General features: G+C 74.0%; 22 protein-coding genes. 11 read left to right on the forward strand and 11 right to left on the reverse strand.

Going from position 1 to position 15717, the window contains the following annotated elements:
- Positions 1-66 precede the first annotated feature (66 nt).
- The 4 genes from BJF79_RS02245 (at position 67) to BJF79_RS58130 (ending at position 2402) form a co-directional block, all read left to right on the forward strand.
- The gene (locus tag BJF79_RS02245; protein ID WP_075894767.1) at positions 67-981 is read left to right on the forward strand and encodes an MBL fold metallo-hydrolase; all 915 of its coding nucleotides are present in this window, start codon (positions 67-69) and stop codon (positions 979-981) included.
- Positions 978-1289 carry a carboxylesterase family protein gene (locus tag BJF79_RS58120; RefSeq protein ID WP_262401413.1) on the forward strand — a complete coding sequence of 104 codons (312 nt, stop codon included), beginning with the start codon at positions 978-980 and terminating at the stop codon, positions 1287-1289. Before BJF79_RS02245 ends, BJF79_RS58120 begins: the two co-directional genes overlap by 4 nt.
- A 91-nt stretch (positions 1290-1380) precedes the next feature.
- Entirely contained in the window at positions 1381-1524 is a 144-nt protein-coding gene (locus BJF79_RS58125; RefSeq protein WP_262401414.1) for a carboxylesterase family protein, read from the forward strand.
- Positions 1521-2402 (forward strand): carboxylesterase family protein, encoded by an 882-nt coding sequence (locus BJF79_RS58130; protein ID WP_262401415.1) that lies wholly within the window; start codon positions 1521-1523, stop codon positions 2400-2402. The genes BJF79_RS58125 and BJF79_RS58130 overlap by 4 nt, the downstream gene beginning before the upstream one ends.
- Here the strand turns inward: BJF79_RS58130 and BJF79_RS56975 are convergent.
- A complete protein-coding gene (locus BJF79_RS56975; RefSeq protein WP_187356947.1) occupies positions 2383-2808 on the reverse strand; it encodes a hypothetical protein in 426 nt (141 codons plus the stop codon). The two genes, BJF79_RS58130 and BJF79_RS56975, sit on opposite strands and share 20 nt — an antisense overlap.
- A 39-nt stretch (positions 2809-2847) precedes the next feature.
- On the opposite strand from BJF79_RS56975, the gene BJF79_RS66380 reads away from it, so the two are divergent.
- Complete coding sequence (locus BJF79_RS66380; RefSeq protein ID WP_410050026.1) at positions 2848-4863, forward strand: response regulator; 2016 nt, start codon at positions 2848-2850, stop codon at positions 4861-4863.
- A gap of 236 nt (positions 4864-5099) precedes the next feature.
- On the opposite strand, the gene BJF79_RS02270 is transcribed toward BJF79_RS66380, so the two are convergent.
- Positions 5100-5693: a TetR/AcrR family transcriptional regulator gene (locus tag BJF79_RS02270; protein ID WP_075894768.1), complete on the reverse strand. Its 594-nt coding sequence runs from the start codon at positions 5691-5693 to the stop codon at positions 5100-5102.
- A gap of 72 nt (positions 5694-5765) precedes the next feature.
- On the opposite strand from BJF79_RS02270, the gene BJF79_RS02275 reads away from it, so the two are divergent.
- Positions 5766-7172 (forward strand): amidase, encoded by a 1407-nt coding sequence (locus tag BJF79_RS02275; RefSeq protein WP_075894769.1) that lies wholly within the window; start codon positions 5766-5768, stop codon positions 7170-7172.
- On the opposite strand, the gene BJF79_RS02280 is transcribed toward BJF79_RS02275, so the two are convergent.
- The 5 genes from BJF79_RS02280 to BJF79_RS58150 all read right to left on the reverse strand — a co-directional run bounded on the left by BJF79_RS02280 (position 7153) and on the right by BJF79_RS58150 (position 9869).
- Positions 7153-7914 (reverse strand): glucose 1-dehydrogenase, encoded by a 762-nt coding sequence (locus tag BJF79_RS02280; RefSeq protein WP_075894770.1) that lies wholly within the window; start codon positions 7912-7914, stop codon positions 7153-7155. The two genes, BJF79_RS02275 and BJF79_RS02280, sit on opposite strands and share 20 nt — an antisense overlap.
- A 69-nt stretch (positions 7915-7983) precedes the next feature.
- The gene (locus BJF79_RS02285; RefSeq protein ID WP_075894771.1) at positions 7984-8670 is read right to left on the reverse strand and encodes an endonuclease V; all 687 of its coding nucleotides are present in this window, start codon (positions 8668-8670) and stop codon (positions 7984-7986) included.
- A 16-nt stretch (positions 8671-8686) separates the two neighbouring features.
- Complete coding sequence (locus BJF79_RS66385; protein ID WP_410050027.1) at positions 8687-8944, reverse strand: serine hydrolase; 258 nt, start codon at positions 8942-8944, stop codon at positions 8687-8689.
- Positions 8941-9438, reverse strand: a complete 498-nt coding sequence (locus tag BJF79_RS58145) for a serine hydrolase domain-containing protein (protein ID WP_410050028.1) — start codon at positions 9436-9438, stop codon at positions 8941-8943. Before BJF79_RS58145 ends, BJF79_RS66385 begins: the two co-directional genes overlap by 4 nt.
- Positions 9381-9869: a serine hydrolase domain-containing protein gene (locus tag BJF79_RS58150; protein ID WP_262401416.1), complete on the reverse strand. Its 489-nt coding sequence runs from the start codon at positions 9867-9869 to the stop codon at positions 9381-9383. The genes BJF79_RS58145 and BJF79_RS58150 overlap by 58 nt, the downstream gene beginning before the upstream one ends.
- Positions 9870-9974: 105 nt before the next feature.
- Here BJF79_RS58150 and BJF79_RS02295 point away from each other — a divergent pair, with 105 nt between their 5' ends.
- Together BJF79_RS02295 and BJF79_RS02300 are read left to right on the forward strand one after the other, a co-directional pair.
- Entirely contained in the window at positions 9975-10430 is a 456-nt protein-coding gene (locus tag BJF79_RS02295) for a flavodoxin family protein (protein WP_075894772.1), read from the forward strand.
- Between the two features lie 98 nt (positions 10431-10528).
- A complete protein-coding gene (locus tag BJF79_RS02300; protein WP_075894773.1) occupies positions 10529-10828 on the forward strand; it encodes a Dabb family protein in 300 nt (99 codons plus the stop codon).
- A gap of 262 nt (positions 10829-11090) precedes the next feature.
- On the opposite strand, the gene BJF79_RS02305 is transcribed toward BJF79_RS02300, so the two are convergent.
- Together BJF79_RS02305 and BJF79_RS02310 are read right to left on the reverse strand one after the other, a co-directional pair.
- Positions 11091-11318 (reverse strand): hypothetical protein, encoded by a 228-nt coding sequence (locus BJF79_RS02305; protein ID WP_075894774.1) that lies wholly within the window; start codon positions 11316-11318, stop codon positions 11091-11093.
- A gap of 156 nt (positions 11319-11474) precedes the next feature.
- A complete protein-coding gene (locus BJF79_RS02310) occupies positions 11475-12146 on the reverse strand; it encodes a TetR/AcrR family transcriptional regulator (protein ID WP_262401417.1) in 672 nt (223 codons plus the stop codon).
- A gap of 55 nt (positions 12147-12201) precedes the next feature.
- Between BJF79_RS02310 and BJF79_RS02315 the strand changes: the two genes are divergently transcribed.
- Positions 12202-12789, forward strand: coding sequence for an HAD family hydrolase (locus BJF79_RS02315; RefSeq protein ID WP_075894776.1), 588 nt, complete (start codon positions 12202-12204; stop codon positions 12787-12789).
- A gap of 24 nt (positions 12790-12813) precedes the next feature.
- Here the strand turns inward: BJF79_RS02315 and BJF79_RS02320 are convergent, their stop codons facing one another.
- Positions 12814-13884: a hypothetical protein gene (locus BJF79_RS02320; RefSeq protein WP_075894777.1), complete on the reverse strand. Its 1071-nt coding sequence runs from the start codon at positions 13882-13884 to the stop codon at positions 12814-12816.
- 314 nt (positions 13885-14198) lie between these two features.
- Between BJF79_RS02320 and BJF79_RS58155 the strand changes: the two genes are divergently transcribed.
- Positions 14199-14492: a hypothetical protein gene (locus BJF79_RS58155; protein ID WP_262401418.1), complete on the forward strand. Its 294-nt coding sequence runs from the start codon at positions 14199-14201 to the stop codon at positions 14490-14492.
- On the forward strand, positions 14489-14719 hold the full coding sequence (locus BJF79_RS58160) for a peptidyl-tRNA hydrolase (RefSeq protein ID WP_262401419.1): 231 nt from the start codon (positions 14489-14491) through the stop codon (positions 14717-14719). Before BJF79_RS58155 ends, BJF79_RS58160 begins: the two co-directional genes overlap by 4 nt.
- Positions 14720-14825: 106 nt before the next feature.
- On the opposite strand, the gene BJF79_RS02330 is transcribed toward BJF79_RS58160, so the two are convergent.
- Positions 14826-15677 carry an RNA-guided endonuclease InsQ/TnpB family protein gene (locus BJF79_RS02330; RefSeq protein WP_262401421.1) on the reverse strand — a complete coding sequence of 284 codons (852 nt, stop codon included), beginning with the start codon at positions 15675-15677 and terminating at the stop codon, positions 14826-14828.
- Positions 15678-15717 lie beyond the last annotated feature (40 nt).

The raw sequence follows: 15717 nt of genomic DNA on the forward strand, positions 1-15717 counted from the left end.
GCTGGTGGCCGCCGCCGACGGCGGGTCAGGCTGGTGGAAACCCCACGAGAACGGACGGGATCTTCCATGCAGGACATCGTGCTCGGTGACGTGACCGTCACGCGGGTCGTCGAGTATTACGGGTCGGTCGAGATGTCTCCGGACGTCTTCTTCCCCGAGGCGCCGGAGCGGGCGTGGCGGGACCACGGGTCCTGGCTGGCGCCGGACTTCGTCGACCCCGCGTCGAACACGTGCGTCTCCGCGATCCAGACCTGGGTGCTGCGCAGCGAGGGCCGCACGATCCTCGTCGACACCGGCGTCGGCAACCACAAGGACCGTCCTTACGCGCCGGTGTGGAGCCGCCGGGACACCGACTTCCTCGGCGAACTGGAGAGGGCGGGCGTCCGGCCGGAGGACGTCGACCTGGTGGTGAACACCCACCTGCACGTCGACCACGTCGGCTGGAACACCCGGCTCGACGACCGCGCGTGGGTGCCGACGTTCCCCAACGCCACCTACCTGATCCCGCGCCGCGACTTCGACTTCTGGAATCCCGAGAACGGCAATACGTCGGTGCTCGGGCGCGGCAACCAGAACGTGTTCGAGGACAGCGTGGCGCCGGTGCACGAGGCGGGGCAGGTACGGCTGTGGGACGGCTCGCACGTGATCGACCGGAACCTGCGGCTCGAACTCGCGCCCGGCCATACGCCCGGGTCGTCGGTGCTCGCGCTGGAGTCCGGGACGGACCGGGCGCTGTTCGTCGGCGACCTGCTGCACACGCCGCTGCAGATCGTGGAGACCGACGTCAACAGCTGCTTCTGCGAGGACCCGGCCGAGGCCAGGGCCACGCGGCGGCGGCTGTTCGGCCGCGCCGACGAGACCGGTGCGCTCGTCCTGCCCGCGCATCTGGGCGGGCACGGCGCCGCCGAGGTCGCCCGGGACGGCGACGGGTTCGCCATCAAGTCGTGGGGGCCGTTCGCTCGTATCGAAGGAGCAGCATGATGTCCGATCCGATCGTGACCACCGAAGCGGGCGACGTCCGCGGGGACGGCGGCGACGTGCGGCGCTTCCTCGGCGTCCCGTACGCCGCGCCGCCCCGGGGCGCGGGCCGCTTCGCGCCGCCCCGTCCGCACGAGCCGTGGACGGGCGTGCGCGACGCCCGCGCCTTCGGCCCGACCGCGCCGCAACCGCGCCGGGACGCGTTCGGCGCGCTCGACATGTCGCCGTACTTCGGGCCCGGCTGGATCCCCGGCGACGACCACCTCACGGTGAACGTGTGGGCGCCCCCGGCGCCGGACGCCGTCCGGTGATGGTGTTCGTGCACGGCGGCGGGTTCGTCGCGGTCTGCCGAACGCCCCGCTGTACGACGGCGCCGCGTTCGCCCGCGACGGCGTCGTCCTGGTGACGGTCGGCTACCGGCTCGGCGTCGCGGGCTTCCTCGACCTGCCGGGCGCGCCCCGCAACCGGGGGCTGCTGGACGTCGTCGCCGCGCTCGCGCTCCGGCGCAACATCGGGGCGTTCGGCGGCGACACCCGGGCAACGTGACGCTGTTCGGCCAGTCGGCGGGCGCCACGATCGTCGCCGGGGTCCTCGCGACGCGCGCGGCGGACGGGCTGGTCCGGCGGGCGATCGTGCAGAGCGGCAGCGGCCTCGGCGCGTTCGCCCCCGAGCAGGCCGCCCGGGTGACGGGCGCGGCCGCGGCGGCGCTCGGCGTCGCGCCGACGGCGGCGGGATTCGCGGACGTCCCCGACGAACGGCTCGTCGAGGTCGTGCCCGGACTCGGCGGGCTGGACCTGCGGACGGACGACCTGTTCGACCCCCTCGTCGGGCTCAGCCGGTTCAGCCTCGTCCTGGACCGGCAGCCCGCCCGGAGCCGGCTGGCGGACGTCGACCTCCTCGTCGGCACCAACGCCGAGGAGGGCAACCTGTACCTCGCGCCGCAGGGGAACCTGGCGTCCTCCACCGCGCGGGACGTGCGCGAGACGGCGGCCGCCGTGCACGCCGACCCGGACGCGCTCGTCGCGGCGCACCGCGCCCGGCGGCCGGACGCGGGGCACGGCGAGCTGCGGTCGGCGATCCTGGGCGACGCGCTGTTCGGCGCGGGCAGCCGGGCGCTGGCCGAGGCGCACGGCGCCGCGCACGTGTACGAGTTCGCGTGGCGGTCGCCCGCCGTGGACGGCCTGCTCGGCGCGGCGCACGCGGTGGAGGTCCCGTTCGTGTTCGGCCGCCTCGACCTCCCCGGGCTGGTCGGGCCGCGGGGGCTGCTCGGCCCGGCGGAACCGCCCGCGTCCCTGGCGGCGGAGATGCGCGCGGCCTGGCTGTCGTTCGCTCGGTCCGGCGACCCCGGACGCCCGCCGAACGGCCGCGACGGGACGATCCACCGCTTCGGCACGACCGTGCGGGTCAGTACTCGTACACCTTGATCGTCGGTTCGTGGCCGCGCCAGGACGCGATGATCGACGACGTGCGGCGGTCGGCGCGGAAGTCGACGCGCAGCCGTCCCCGGGACTGCGTCACGCGCGTGTCGAACCCGGGGTTCGGCGTCGCCGACACCAGCCGCACCTCGCCGCCGTCCAGCGACATCGCGGCCTGCCCGCCCTGCACCGCGTAGCTGCGGACGTTCCCCCGCGGCGCGGACGCGCGCTCGTCCGGCCGGGCCGTCGGGCCGGCCGTCGGCCCGTCGGACGGGCTCGCGCGGATCACCGGTCCCGCGATCGGCGGCGGCGCGGCCCGTTCCGACACCGTGGCCCGTACGACGTCCCGGACGCCGAGCCACGACAGCGTCACCGCGAGCGCGGTCACCCCGACCCACGGGGCGACATACGACATCACGCGACGCATTGGCACATGGTGGCATACGGTTCCGCCATGGCAAGTGTTCTGGTGGTCGAGGACGACGCCGACGTGCGGGCCGCCCTGATCCGCGAGCTCGGCGCCCGCTCGCACGCCGTGCGCAGCGCCGGGACGGCGATGGACGCCCTCCGCGAGGTCACCCAGGAGCCGCCCGACGTGGTCGTCCTCGACCTCGGGCTGCCCGACCTCGACGGCGCCGAGGTGCTGAAGATGCTCCGCGGCGTGTCGGACGTGCCCGTCGTCGTCGCGACCGCCCGCGACGACGAACCGGAGATCGTCCGGATCCTGAACGCGGGCGCCGACGACTACCTCGTCAAGCCGTTCTCCGCCGACGTCCTCAACGCCCGGCTCGCCGCCGTGCTGCGCCGGTCGGCGCGGTCCGGCCCGTCCGCCGAGCTGAACGTCGGCGGCCTGCACATCGACCTCGACCGCCGCGAGGCGGGACTGGACGGCGCCGCGCTCGAACTCACCCGCCGCGAGTTCGACCTGCTCGCCTACCTCGCCGCCCGCCCGGGCCGCGTCGTGGCCCGCCGCGAACTGCTCGCCGAGGTGTGGCGGCAGGCGTACGGGGACGACCAGACGATCGACGTGCACCTGTCGTGGCTGCGCCGCAAGCTCGGCGAGACCGCCGCCGCGCCCCGGTACCTGCACACGGTCCGCGGCGTCGCGTCCGGCTCGCCCCGCCCGAACGGTCATGAGGCGCACGCTCGTCCTGGTGTCCCTCGCGGTCACCTCGATGGTCGCGCTCGCGTTCCTGATCCCGCTGGCCCTCACCGTCCGGGAGATCGCCCGGGACCGCGCCCTCACCGCCGCCGAACGCCAGGCCAGCGCCCTCGGCCCCGTGCTCGCCGTCACCCGGGACCCGGCCGCCCTCGAACGCGCCGTCGCCAGCACCCGCACGGGCGCCGCGGGCCGCATGACCCTGCACCTGCCGGGCGGCGGGACCGTGCCCGCCGCGGCGGCGGCGTCGGCGCCGACCCCCGCCATCTGGACCGGGCCGGGCGGCGCGGGCGCTCCTACACCGTCCGCGTGCCCGGCGGGTACGCGCTCCTGCAGCCGGTCGCGTTGGACGCCGGGCGCAGCACGGTCATCGAGGTGTTCGTCCCGTCGGCGGACATGTCCCGCGGCGTGCTGGAGGCGTGGCTCGTCATGACGGCCGTCGCCGCGGCCCTCGTCGCCGGTTCGGTCGCCGTCGCCGACCGCCTCGGCAACCGGATGATCCGCTCGACCCGCCGGCTCGCCGTGGCGGCCGCCGCGTTCGGCGACGGGGAGCTGAGCGTCCGCGTCGAACCGGACGGCCCGCCCGAGCTCATCGAGGTCGGCCGCGCCTTCAACGCGATGGCCGACCACGTCGTCCAGCTGCTGTCCGCCGAGCGGGAGATGGCCGCCGACCTGTCGCACCGGCTGCGCACCCCGCTCGCCGCGCTCCGGCTCAACGTCGAGGCGCTCGCCCCCGGTCCCGTCGCCGACGAGACCCGCGAGGCCGTCGACCGCATCGAACGCGAGGTCGACCGGATCATCCGCGCGGTCCGCCGCCCCACCGGACGCGGCAGCTGCGACGCCGCGAAGGTCCTGCGGGAGCGCGTCGGGTTCTGGTCCGTGCTCGCCGAGGACGAGGGCCGCGGCTGCGAGCTGATCGGCGCGCAGGAGGCGGCGCCGCTCCCGCTGCCGGGCACCGAGCTCGCCGCCGCCGTCGACGCCCTGCTCGGCAACGTGTTCCGGCACACCGCCGAGGGCACCGGCTTCGCCGTCACCCTGCACATCGGCAAGGGCCTGACCGGCATCCTCGTCGCCGACGGCGGCCCCGGCGGCGCCGACCCCGACGCCGCGCTGCGCCGCGGCAGCAGCGGCGGCGGCTCCACCGGCCTCGGCCTCGACATCGCCCGCCGCGCCGCCGAGTCCACCGGCGGCCACCTGCGCATCCACACCTCGGTGCTGGGCGGCGCGCAGATCCAGATGTGGTTCCGCACGAAGTACCTGCCGCCGCCCCGCCGCTCCCGCCGCCTCGTCCGCCGCCGCCACGCCCGCTGACCCGCGCGCGCCGACCCCCGCCCGCGAACCCGGTGCTCAGAGCTTGATCGCATAAGTCCGGCTCAGTGCATCCCTAAGGGAGGCTTAAGGGGCGGGACGGGCGGGCGCGCGGGTGCTTACCTCTAGGTGTCACATCGCAGACCCGCGGAGGTGCTCTGGCGGAAAGCGAAGCGGAGGCCGGGCCCGCCCCCGGCCGAGGTTCCTGATGAGACAGGATCCGGCCCGTACGGTCCCGTTTACCCCGCTCTGGGACCGTGCGGGCCGGTTCCGCTTTCCCGGGGCAGCGCACCGAAGAGCAGCAGCCGGAAGGCGTCGGCGGTGCCTCCGGCGGTGGTGTCGCCGGTGGCGTGGCGGCGGATCGCCAGGCCGTACAGCAGCGCGACGACGGCGGGGGCGTGCCGTTCGGCGTCCGGGATGCCGAGGGCGGCGAGGACGGCGGCGGCGAGGCGGTCGTAGGCCGCGACCGAGCGGGCGGACGTCTCGCGGATGCCGGGGTCGCGGGCGGCGTGCAGGTGCAGTTCGAGGTTGGCGAGCTCCTCGGGGCCGTGCGCGAAGTCGAGGACGGCCTTCTCGACCTGGTCTGGGGCCTGGCCGGGCGCGACGCCCGCGTCGGCGAGTTCGGCGAGGCGGGCGGTGATGCGGGCGATCTCGTCGTCGACGAAGTTCTGGAGCGCCTCGCGCAGCAGGGCGTCCTGGCTGGGGAAGTGGTAGGTCAGGGAGCCGAGGGAGACGCCGGCCGCCTTGGCGACGGCACGGTTGGTCACGGCGCCGATGCCCTGCTCGCCGATCAGGCGGAGGGTGGCGCTGAGGATCTGGTCGCGGGCGCTCATCGCCGTCCAGTCTTCCCGATCACGCGGTCGCTCGGTATCGTTCGTTCGAACGAACGAGAGGACGGTGGCCGGATGGACCTCGGGCTCGCGGGGCAGGCGAACGCGCTGGAGGAGGGCGACGTCTCGTCCACGGAGCTGGTGCGGGCGTCGCTGGAGACGATCCGGCGGCGGGACGATCTGGGCGCGTTCCGGGTCGTGCGGGAGGAGGCGGCCCTGCGGGAGGCGGCGGCGGCCGACGAGCGGCTCCGGGACGGCGAGCGGCGCCCGCTGCTGGGCGTCCCGGTCGCGATCAAGGACGACACGGACCTGGCGGGGGAGACGACGCCGTTCGCCGTCGGGGGGCGGCATCCGGTGGCCGGTGAGGACGCCGAGGTGGTGCGCAAGCTGCGGGCGGCCGGGGCGATCGTGGTGGGCAAGACGACGACGTGCGAGGTCGGGCTCTGGCCGTTCAGCGAGTCGCCCGAGTACGGGACCGCGCGGAACCCGTGGAACCCCGCGTACACGCCGGGCGGGTCGTCGGGCGGTTCGGCGGCGGCCGTCGCGGCGGGGATGGTCGCGGCGGCGGTGGGCTCCGACGGGGCCGGGTCGATCCGGATCCCCGCGGCCTGGACCGGGCTGGTCGGGATCAAGCCGCAGCGGGGCAGGGTGTCGGGGTTCCCGCACACCGACCCGTTCAACGGGATCACGGTGTGGGGGCCGCTGGCGCGCAGCGTCGAGGACGCCGCGCTGCTGCTCGACGTGCTGACCGGCAGCCGTCCGGAGGACGCCTACCGGCTCGACCCGCCGGTCCGGCCGTTCGTCGACGCGGCGAAGCGAGAACCCGGACGGCTGCGGGTGGCGGTGTCGTACCGGACGGCGTTCGGCGTGAGCGGCAGGCTCGACCCGGAGATCCGCGCGGGCGTCGAGCGGCTGGCGCGGCGGCTGACCGAGCTGGGGCACAAGGTGTTCCCCGCCGATCCCGACTACGGGCCGGTGGGGCTCGGGCTGATCCCGCGCGGGACGGCCGGTGTCGCCGACTGGATCGATTCGATGGTCGACCCGCGGCCCGAGGCCCGCACGGAGGTCGAGGCCCGGATCGGGCGGGTGGTCGGCAGGCGGCTGCTGCCGCTGGTGCGAAAGATGGACCCGTACCTGTGGCGCAGGGCCGGGCGCATCTTCCGGTACGCCGACGTGGTGCTCACCCCCACCACCGCGTCGACGCCGTTGCGGGTGGGGGCCTTCGAGGGGGCCGGGTACCGCAGGACCCAGTCGGGGGTGGCGGCGGCCTGCCCGTACGCGTGGACCTGGAACGTCCTCGGGTGGCCCGGCGTGAACGTGCCCGCCGGGCTCACCCGGGACGGCCTGCCGATCGGCGCGCAGCTCCTCGGCCACGACTCGGACGAGGCCACGCTGATCTCCCTCGCGGCGCAGCTCGAAGCCGTCGAGGGGTGGACGGAGCGGCGCGCGCCCGAACCGGCGGTCAGTACCCCGCGCCGGTGAGCATTCCGCCGTCCACGAGGACCTCGCTGCCGCTGCAGTAGGACGAGTCGTCCGACGCCAGGTAGACGACGAGGCCCGAGACCTCCTTCGTCTTGCCCATGCGCTTGAGCGGCAGCGCGTTCATGAAGGCGTCGGCGCTGTCGGCGGTGGCGGCGACGACGTCCTCCTGCAGCGAGAGCTGGGTCAGGACGCCGCCGGGGTGGATCGAGTTCACCCGGATGTCGTCCGCGCCGAGCTCGCGCGCGGCGGCCTTCGTCAGCCCGCGGATCCCGAACTTGCTGGCGCTGTAGGCGGCGAGGCCGGACGCGCCGATGAAGCCCTCGGTCGACGACACGTTCACGATCGAGCCGCCGCCCGCGTCCCGCATGGCCGCGGTCACCGACTTCACGCCGAGCCACTGCCCGACGAGGTTGACCTCCAGGACCTGCTTGAACTCCTCGACCGCCATGTCCTCGATGCGCTTGTGCCGCATGATGCCCGCGTTGTTCACCAGGACGTTGAGGGCGCCGAACGCGTCGACGGCGGTGCGGACGGCGTTCTCCCAGTCGTCCGGGTTCGTCACGTCCATCCGGACGAACCGGACGTCGTCCCCGATGTCGGCCGCGAGCTTCGCGCCCTCCTCTTCGAGGACGTCGCCGAACACGACCTTCGCGCCCTCGGCGACGAACCGGCGCACGTGCGCCTTGCCCATCCCGCGCGCCCCGCCGGTGATCAGCGCGACCTTGCCGTCCAGCTGTCCCATCAACGCTCCTTCGTCCTGCGGCACCGCCCGTCAAACTAGCGAACGCTTGGTTGGCGAACAAGAGGGGGGTCAGCCCCGGAGCGCGTCCCGGGACAGGCGGTCCGCGCGCCGCGTCGTCTCCGGCAGCCGGTGGTCGGGCGCCAGCTCCAGGACGATCCGGCACGCGTCGTCGAGGCCGGTGCGGTGCCCGGCGGACACGAACACCGGCTTGACGCCGTCCTGCGTCCGCAGCACCCGCCCGACGACCTCGCCGCCCGCCGTCAGCGGGCTCGCGTCGCCGCGCCGCCCGCCCGGCGCCGCGTACGCCCCGACGAACGCCGTCTTGCCGACCCCGATCGCGGGCAGCCCGGTCAGCACCCCGACGTGGCAGGCGAGGCCGAACCGGCGCGGGTGCGCGACGCCGAACCCGTCGCAGACGAGGAGGTCGGGCGGCGTGCCGAGCTTCCGGAGCGCCTCGACCAGCGTGGGCAGCTCCCGGAACGCGAACAGGCCCGGGACGTACGGGAACGCGGCCGTCCCGACGGCGACCGACTCCTCGACGACCCGCAGCGTGGCGGCGTCCAGGACGACGACCGCCGCCGCCAGCCGCGTCCCGGTGCCGCCGCCGTCGCCCGCGTACGAGACGTCCAGCCCGGCGACCGTGCGGGGCCGGACCGGACCGGGGGAGTCCAGGTCGAGCAGCGGCCGGAGCCGGTCCTGGATCGCCTCCGCCTCCTCCCGCGTGTCCGGCCACGGATGCAGATCGCGTACCTCCATGAACCGGGACGTTATCTCAGGAGAGCGCCGCGTACGCGGCCTCGACGAGCCGGTAGGCGCGCAGGTCGCCCGACAGGTGATCGCCCATGAGATTCGGCAGGTAGGCGACCGCGAGCCCGGCGTCCGGGTCGCCCAGCCCGATCGAGCCGCCCGCCCCCGTGTGCCCGAACGCCGAGTCGCGCCCGGCGGCCGGGACGAAGAACGTCTGCGCCGGACGCATGAAGCCGAGACCGAACGCGCTGTCGATCAGCATCGTCCGGTCGGGGCCGCTCACCCGGGGGCGCAGCGCCTCGCGGAGCGTGTCCGGGCGCAGGATCCGGCCCGCGACGAGGTCGCGGTAGAACGCCCCGAACGCGGGCGCGTCGCGAGCATCCCCGCCGCCGGCCAGCCCGCGCGCAGCACCACCGGGTTGTTGTAGCCGCCCTTGCCCGGATGCGGGTTGTTCAGCGCCCGGTTCATGCGGCTGCCCGGGTCGGTGTACGCGGCCGCGAGCCGGTCGAGGAGCCCTGCGTCGCCCGCGGGACGCGGCGCGTCCGTCCCGCCGCCGCCCGTCGTCCGGCGGCCCGCCGACATCTTCGCGGACCGCTCGATCACCTCGTCCGGGGCGCCGATCCACAGGTCGAGGTCGCGGGCGAACCCGTCCGCGACGAACGCGCCGACCGTCCGTCCGGACAGCCGCCGCACGATCTCACCGGCCAGCCAGCCGTAGGTCAGCGCGTGGTAGCCGTGCGCCTCGCCGGGCGTCCACTCCGGCTCCTGCGCGGCCAGCTCGGCGGCCCGCGCCGCGCGTCCGCCGCCTCGTCCGCCGACACGCGCCGGGCGAACGCGGGCAGCCCGGCCTGGTGCGACAGCAGGTGCGCGGCCGTCGCGCCGTCCTTGCCCGCCGCGCCGAACTCGGGCCACCAGTCCGTGACCGGGCCGTCCACCTCGTACGCGCCGCGCTCGGCGAGCAGCAGCGCGGCGGCGGCCGTCACCGCCTTGGTGCAGGAGAAGCCGAAGCAGGGGGTGTCGGCGCGCCATTCGCGGCCGGTGCGCCGGTCGGCGACGCCGCCCCACAGGTCCACGACCTTGCGGTCGCCCGCGTACACCGCGACGGCGGCGCCCAGCTCGCGTCCTTCGGCGAAGTTCCGCTCGAACACCTCGCGCACGCCGGCGAACGCCGGGTCGCAGTGGCCCTGCACGTCAGGGGGCATGGTCATGGGGGGCCTGCCTTTCCAAGGGGAAGTTCATCGAATCATGGCGCCGGACGGGCCGGGCGGGCCCGTCCGGCCCGTCGGGGCGCGGGCGATCTAGAGTCGGAGACGATGAAGAGGCTGCTGATCGTCCATCACACGCCGTCGCCGAACCTCCAGGCGATGTACGAGGCCGTGCGCGCCGGCGCGTCCACCGACGAGATCGAGGGCGTCGAGGTCGTGTCCCGGCCCGCGCTGACCGCGTCGCCCGTGGACGTCCTGGAGGCGGACGGCTACCTGCTGGGCTCCCCGGTCAACCTCGGCTACCTCTCGGGCGCCCTCAAGCACTTCTTCGACCAGATCTACTACCCGTGCCTGGAGGAGACCGTCCGCCGTCCCTTCGGCGCGTACCTGCACGCGGGCAGCGACGCGACGGGGGCGCTGCGCGCCCTGGAGTCGATCACCACGGGCCTGAAGTGGCGCGCGGTCCGCCCGCCCGCCGTCGTCACCGGCGAGCCCGGCCGCGCCGAGACCGAGGAGTGCTGGGAGCTCGGGGCGATGGTCGCCGCCGAACTCGGCACCGTCTGAACCCCGCCGGGGAGCGGGCCGGGGGAGCGGGCCGGACGCGACGCGCCGGGGCCCGGACGACCGGGCGCGGGCGTCCGCGGCGGCGCTAACGTGCCGACATGAGCGGATTCCGGCATGTGGTGATGTTCAAGTGGGCCGAGGGAACGACGACCGGCCAGCAGGAGGAGATCGCGGCGCGGCTCAGGGAGCTGCCCGGTCTGATCCCGGAGATCCGGGAGTACGTCATGGGCGCCGACGCGGGGGTGTCGCCGGGCGCGTACGACTTCGTGGTGGTCGCGGACTTCGCGGACCGCGACGCCTTCCGCGTCTACCGGGACCACCCGGCGCACCGGACGGTCGCGGACGATCTGATCGCGCCGGTCGCCGCCGAGCGGGCGGTCGTCCAGCACGAGCGCTGAAAGGAGACCGAGCAAGCGCTTGTGTCTGAAGCTTTTTCGGGTTAACGTCGACTCGACGCCGCCCGCCGGGGACGGATCGCGCCCCGTCTCCGGCGGACGGCCTCGACTTCGAGGCACCGGTCAACGGGCGGCGGGCGGATCCGGTCGGCCGAGCCGACCCTGTGTGAATACCGCGCCACGCCGCAATGAAACATCGGTCTAGACGCGTGTCGCAACGTTGGACGTCGTTGGACCCGCGTGGACCGTCCTCACTTTTCGGCGATCAGCCGCGCGCCCGCGCGTTCAGGATCGCGTCGCGGAGCCGCTGCGGGGTCTCCGCCTCCAGCAGCTGCGGACCGTCCCGCAGCGGCACCATCGCCCACCACGAGCCCGTCGCCGCGCCGTACCAGACCCGCACCCCGGGGAACTGTTCCTGCAGTCCGCGTGCCGTGGCCGCGCGCATCGCGGGCGTGGGCTCCCCCTGGCCGGCGGCGTCCCGGTCAGCCGTCATGACGCCCTCCCCCCGTAGAACTCATCCGTAACAGCGTCCCCACGGACCAAGTCATCACCCCTGCTCGGGAAGTGTGACTAAGCACACTAAGGGGGTTGTGCGGGGCGCACCGCCGAAATCGCGCGGCCGCCGCCCGTCCGGGATGTTTCCCCAGGATCAGTGAAGGTTGATGCCGTCGAACATCACCTTCAGGTAATGCTCGGCCAGCCCTTCGGCGTTCAACTGGCCGCCCGGCTTGAACCACCGGATGGCGACCCACACCGTGTCCCGGATCATCCGGTAGGTGAGCTTCGGGTCGAGGTCGAGCCGGAACACTCCCTGCTCCTGCCCGGTCTTCAGGGTGTCCACCCACATCTTCTCGACCTCGTCCTCGGACTTGGTCAGGTAGGCGAACCGCTCCATGCCCCGGAGGTAGTTCCAGTCGTTCTGCATCACCGTGATGGCCGCCCGGTGCGGCTCCAGGGTGCCGAACGCGGTACGGACGAGCCCGGCGATCGTCGCGCGCGGATCGTCGCCGCCCTCCTCGATGACGCGGCGGTACGACGCCATGATGTCCTCGAAGAACCCGGTGAGGATCTCGTCCACGATCGACTCCTTGGAGTCGAAGTGGTGGTACAGGCTGCCCGACAGGATCCCGGCCTCTTCGGCGATGTTACGGACCGTCGTCGCCTGGAAACCCTTCTCGGCGAACAGTTCCGCCGCCAGTTTGACCAGGTGCTCGCGCCGCTCCGACGCCAGGGCCGGAGAACCCTTGCCGCGGCGGCGGGTTCCGCCCCCGCCGGAACTGCGGGTTCTGGGTCGTCCGGAATCAGCGTTGGTCGTGGTCACTCCCTCATTATGCCGTCTCGGACAACCGCTTGCTCGCTTTGCGTAGCCTCGATGCATGCCCGAAGTGATCGTGTTCGACCTGTACGGAGTCATCGCCCGCACCCAGAGCCCGGAGGCGGTGCGGCGCATCGAGTCCCTGGCAGGGCGGTCCGGCCCGCCGTTCTGGGACGCGTACTGGTCCCGCCGGCCCGCCTACGACGCCGGCCAGGAAAGCACCGCCTACTGGACGGACGTCGCCGCGGCACTCGGCACCGTCTTCCCCGACGTGCCCGCCCTGATCGAGGCCGACCTCGACAGCTGGACCGACGTCGACGACCGCATGGTCGCGCTCGTGGGGGAGCTGGACAACGAGGGCCGCACCCTCGGGCTGCTGTCCAACATCATCGACGACCTGATCCCGCGCATCGAGGAGAAGCACGGCTCCTGGCTGTCCCGCTTCGACGCGCTGACCTACTCCTGCCGGATCGGCGTCGCGAAACCGGACCCGCGCGCCTACCGTATCTGCGCCGACCGGCTCGGCGTCGATCCCGCCGACGTCGTCTTCTTCGACGACACCGAGCGCAACGTCGTCGCCGCCCGCGAGGTCGGCATGCGCGCCGAGGTCTTCACCGGCCCCGACCAGGTCAGGGCCCTGCTTTCCTGAGCGGGTCGCGCGCCCGTCCGGCGGTCAGGACGCGGGCGGGAGCTGGTCGGCGGCCTCGGCGGCCTGGCTGAGGCGCTCGCGCAGGGTGGTGATCAACGACTCGGACTGCTCGGTGAGCCGGTCGATCGCGGGGATCGCCAGGTCGTCGCGGACGGTGTCGGCGACCAGCTCGTCGTACTCGTGCGCCTTCACCGCGATCTCCTCCAGCCGCCGGTGCGCGGCCAGCGCCTCGTCGGCGGCGCGGGCCCGCTCGGCGTACCGCTCCAGCGCCTCCACCCGCCGGGCGACCGACTGGACGGACAGGTCGAGCTTCTCGCGCAGCGGCCGCAGCGCCGCCGCGACCTCGGGGAACGTCGCCGAGCCGGACATCTCCGCGTGGTCGGCGCGCAGCTTCGACTGCCGCACCAGCACCTGCGCGATCTCCCACTCCTGGCGCGGCAGCATGACCGCGTTGTCGGCCGCGTCGAGCAGCCCCTCCCGGTTGACCCGCGAGTCGCGGACGGCGTCGAGCGCGGCCTGCGCGCGGGCCAGCATCGCGCGTCCCTCGGAGTCGAAGTCGTCGAGGGTGTGGTAGCGGTCGCGGTTGCGCTCCAGCTCGCGGACGCGCCGGATGTCGGGCGCCAGCGAACGCGTCCCGAAGGTGATCATCATGGCGAGCATGCCGAGCGCGAGCAGCCAGAACGGGCCGAGCAGCGTGGAGCCGATCAGGCCCAGCATGAGCATGGACGTCGGGACCAGCCAGCCCGGCAGCATCCCGCGGGCGGCGACGGCGTCCAGTTCGGCGCGCAGCGCCGGGTCGGCGACGGGACGCGGCTCGGGGGCCTCGTCCGGCGCGTGCTTGGAGGTGCCGCCGACGCGCTTCCAGTCGGATCCGGTGTGGGTCTCGAACGCGACGTCGGTGGCGGCGATCTCGATCTCGATCCCGCCCTCGGGCAGCGGCCAGGACGCGACGGGCTCGCCCCCGCCGGGCCCGGGGTAGCGGACCCACCAGCCGCCCTTGGCCTCGGTGCACAGGTACCGGCCCGGCGCGATGTCGATGCCGACGAAGAACGTGCCGTTACCCGGGATGGAATCGCTCCACTGGCCTATGGTCACGGGGACCTCCCACCAGACTCCTCCGCCTGGAGCGGCCCCGCCCGTCCCGGGCGTGAGCCGCCCTCCCACTCGTTCTGAACGATCGCGAAACGGTAAAGGTTGCCGTACCCACTCCGAGCGGCGGAAAGTCGCGTGCGGGGCATTGGATCGGGTTTGGAATACTCCAGGCGTGCGACCCGACTTCGATCCTCTCGACGATCCGCCCTGGGCCATGCAGCTGGTGGTCCGCGCGGAGAAGGCCGATCCGCCCGCGCACGGCGCCGTCTGCGCGGCGGCCGCGGCGGCGGTCGTCCGGCTGCTCACCGACCCGCGGGTTGGAACCGGACGGCGAGTGGCGCGCGGCCGTCGACGCGTGGGAGTCGCGCCGGATCCGCAAGGTGACGCGGCGGGCGCGCGGCGTCCGCTGGCCGGAGGCGCAGGCGCTGCCCGGCGTCACCGTGGAGCACGCGGGCGCGCAGGTGCGGGCGTTCCCGCCCGGCCCGGTGGCCGACGTCCCGCCGCAGCTCGCGAAGCTCCAGGTCGCGGGGCTCGACCTGGCGGACGCGGAGGAGCCCGGCCCGAGAGCCGCCGGTACGCGGCGATCGCCCTCAACCCGGACGTCACGATGACCACCGGGAAAGCGGCGGCGCAGTGCGGCCACGCCGCCCAGCTGCTGCTGCGGCAGGGGAAGAAGAAGGACGTGGCGGCGTGGCTCGACGCCGGGGCGCGCGTCCACCTGACCCGGGACGTCCCGTGGCGCACGTGCGTGAAGCAGGCGGCGATCGCGGTCCGTGACGGCGGGTTCACCGAGGTTCCGCCGGGCACGATGACCGCGATCGCCTGGATCGTCCGCTAGTTCGGCAGGGTCACCGCCAGCGGGTCGATTCCGGCCTCGGCGATGAGCGACGGCAGCCGCCTCGCGAACGGATGGTGGTCGACCGGCAGCCCCTCCGGGTTGTCGATCACGTACCGGACGGCGTCGCCGGTGCGGCGCCCGTGCCAGGTCGCGCCGACCGACCGCAGCACCGACTCGGCGGCGCCCGCGTCACCGGCGCGGACCGAGATCCGGATCGGCGACTCGTAGGACGGCAGCGCCGCCGCCGACCGGGACGCCTCCGCCGTGGCGGCCGCGCGCGGCCCCGGCGCGGCCTCCGGGCCAGATTCCGCTGCTTCTTCTCCAGATGTTTCGGGTTGGGGACGCGGGTCCCGTCGGAGGTCACCGCGAAATCGGTCACCCCCAGATCGACGCCGATCGCGTACCCGACCGGCGGCGCGGGCGCGGGAGCATCGGTGTCGACGGCGAAGGTGACGTACCAGCGGCCGTCGGGCTCCCTGCAGACCACCACCATCGTGGGTTCCAGTCCAGCCACGTCCACATCATCGAACGACCACACGAACGCAAGCGGCGCGCTCGTTTCGGCCAGCCACAGCTCACCATCACGCATGCGGAACGCCGAGCGGGTGTAGTGCGCGGACTGGCGGCCGGTGCGGCTCTCGAACCTCGGGTATTTGGCTCGTCCGGCGAAGAAGTTGGTGAACGCGGTGTGCTGGTGTCGCAGTGCCTGCTGCAACGGAACCGACGACACCTCCGACAGGAACGCCAGATCCCCGGTCTTCTTCCACCCGGTCAGCGCCGCGTCGGTCTCCTTGTAGGAGGTGCGTTTTCCCTCGGTGCGGTACGCGCGGGTGCGTTCGGCGAGGGTTTTGTTCCACACCAGGCGCACGCAACCGAACGTGCGGCCCAACAGTGCCGCCTGCTCGGAGTCCGGGTATGCCCGGTTGCGTCCACGGGGGTGGTGTACGAGTTTCCGCAGGTGAAGAGCGTGGCGCCGTGACGTGAGACGGCCACCGCGT

This window comes from Actinomadura sp. CNU-125, from assembly GCF_001942465.1.
GTDB lineage: Bacteria > Actinomycetota > Actinomycetes > Streptosporangiales > Streptosporangiaceae > Spirillospora.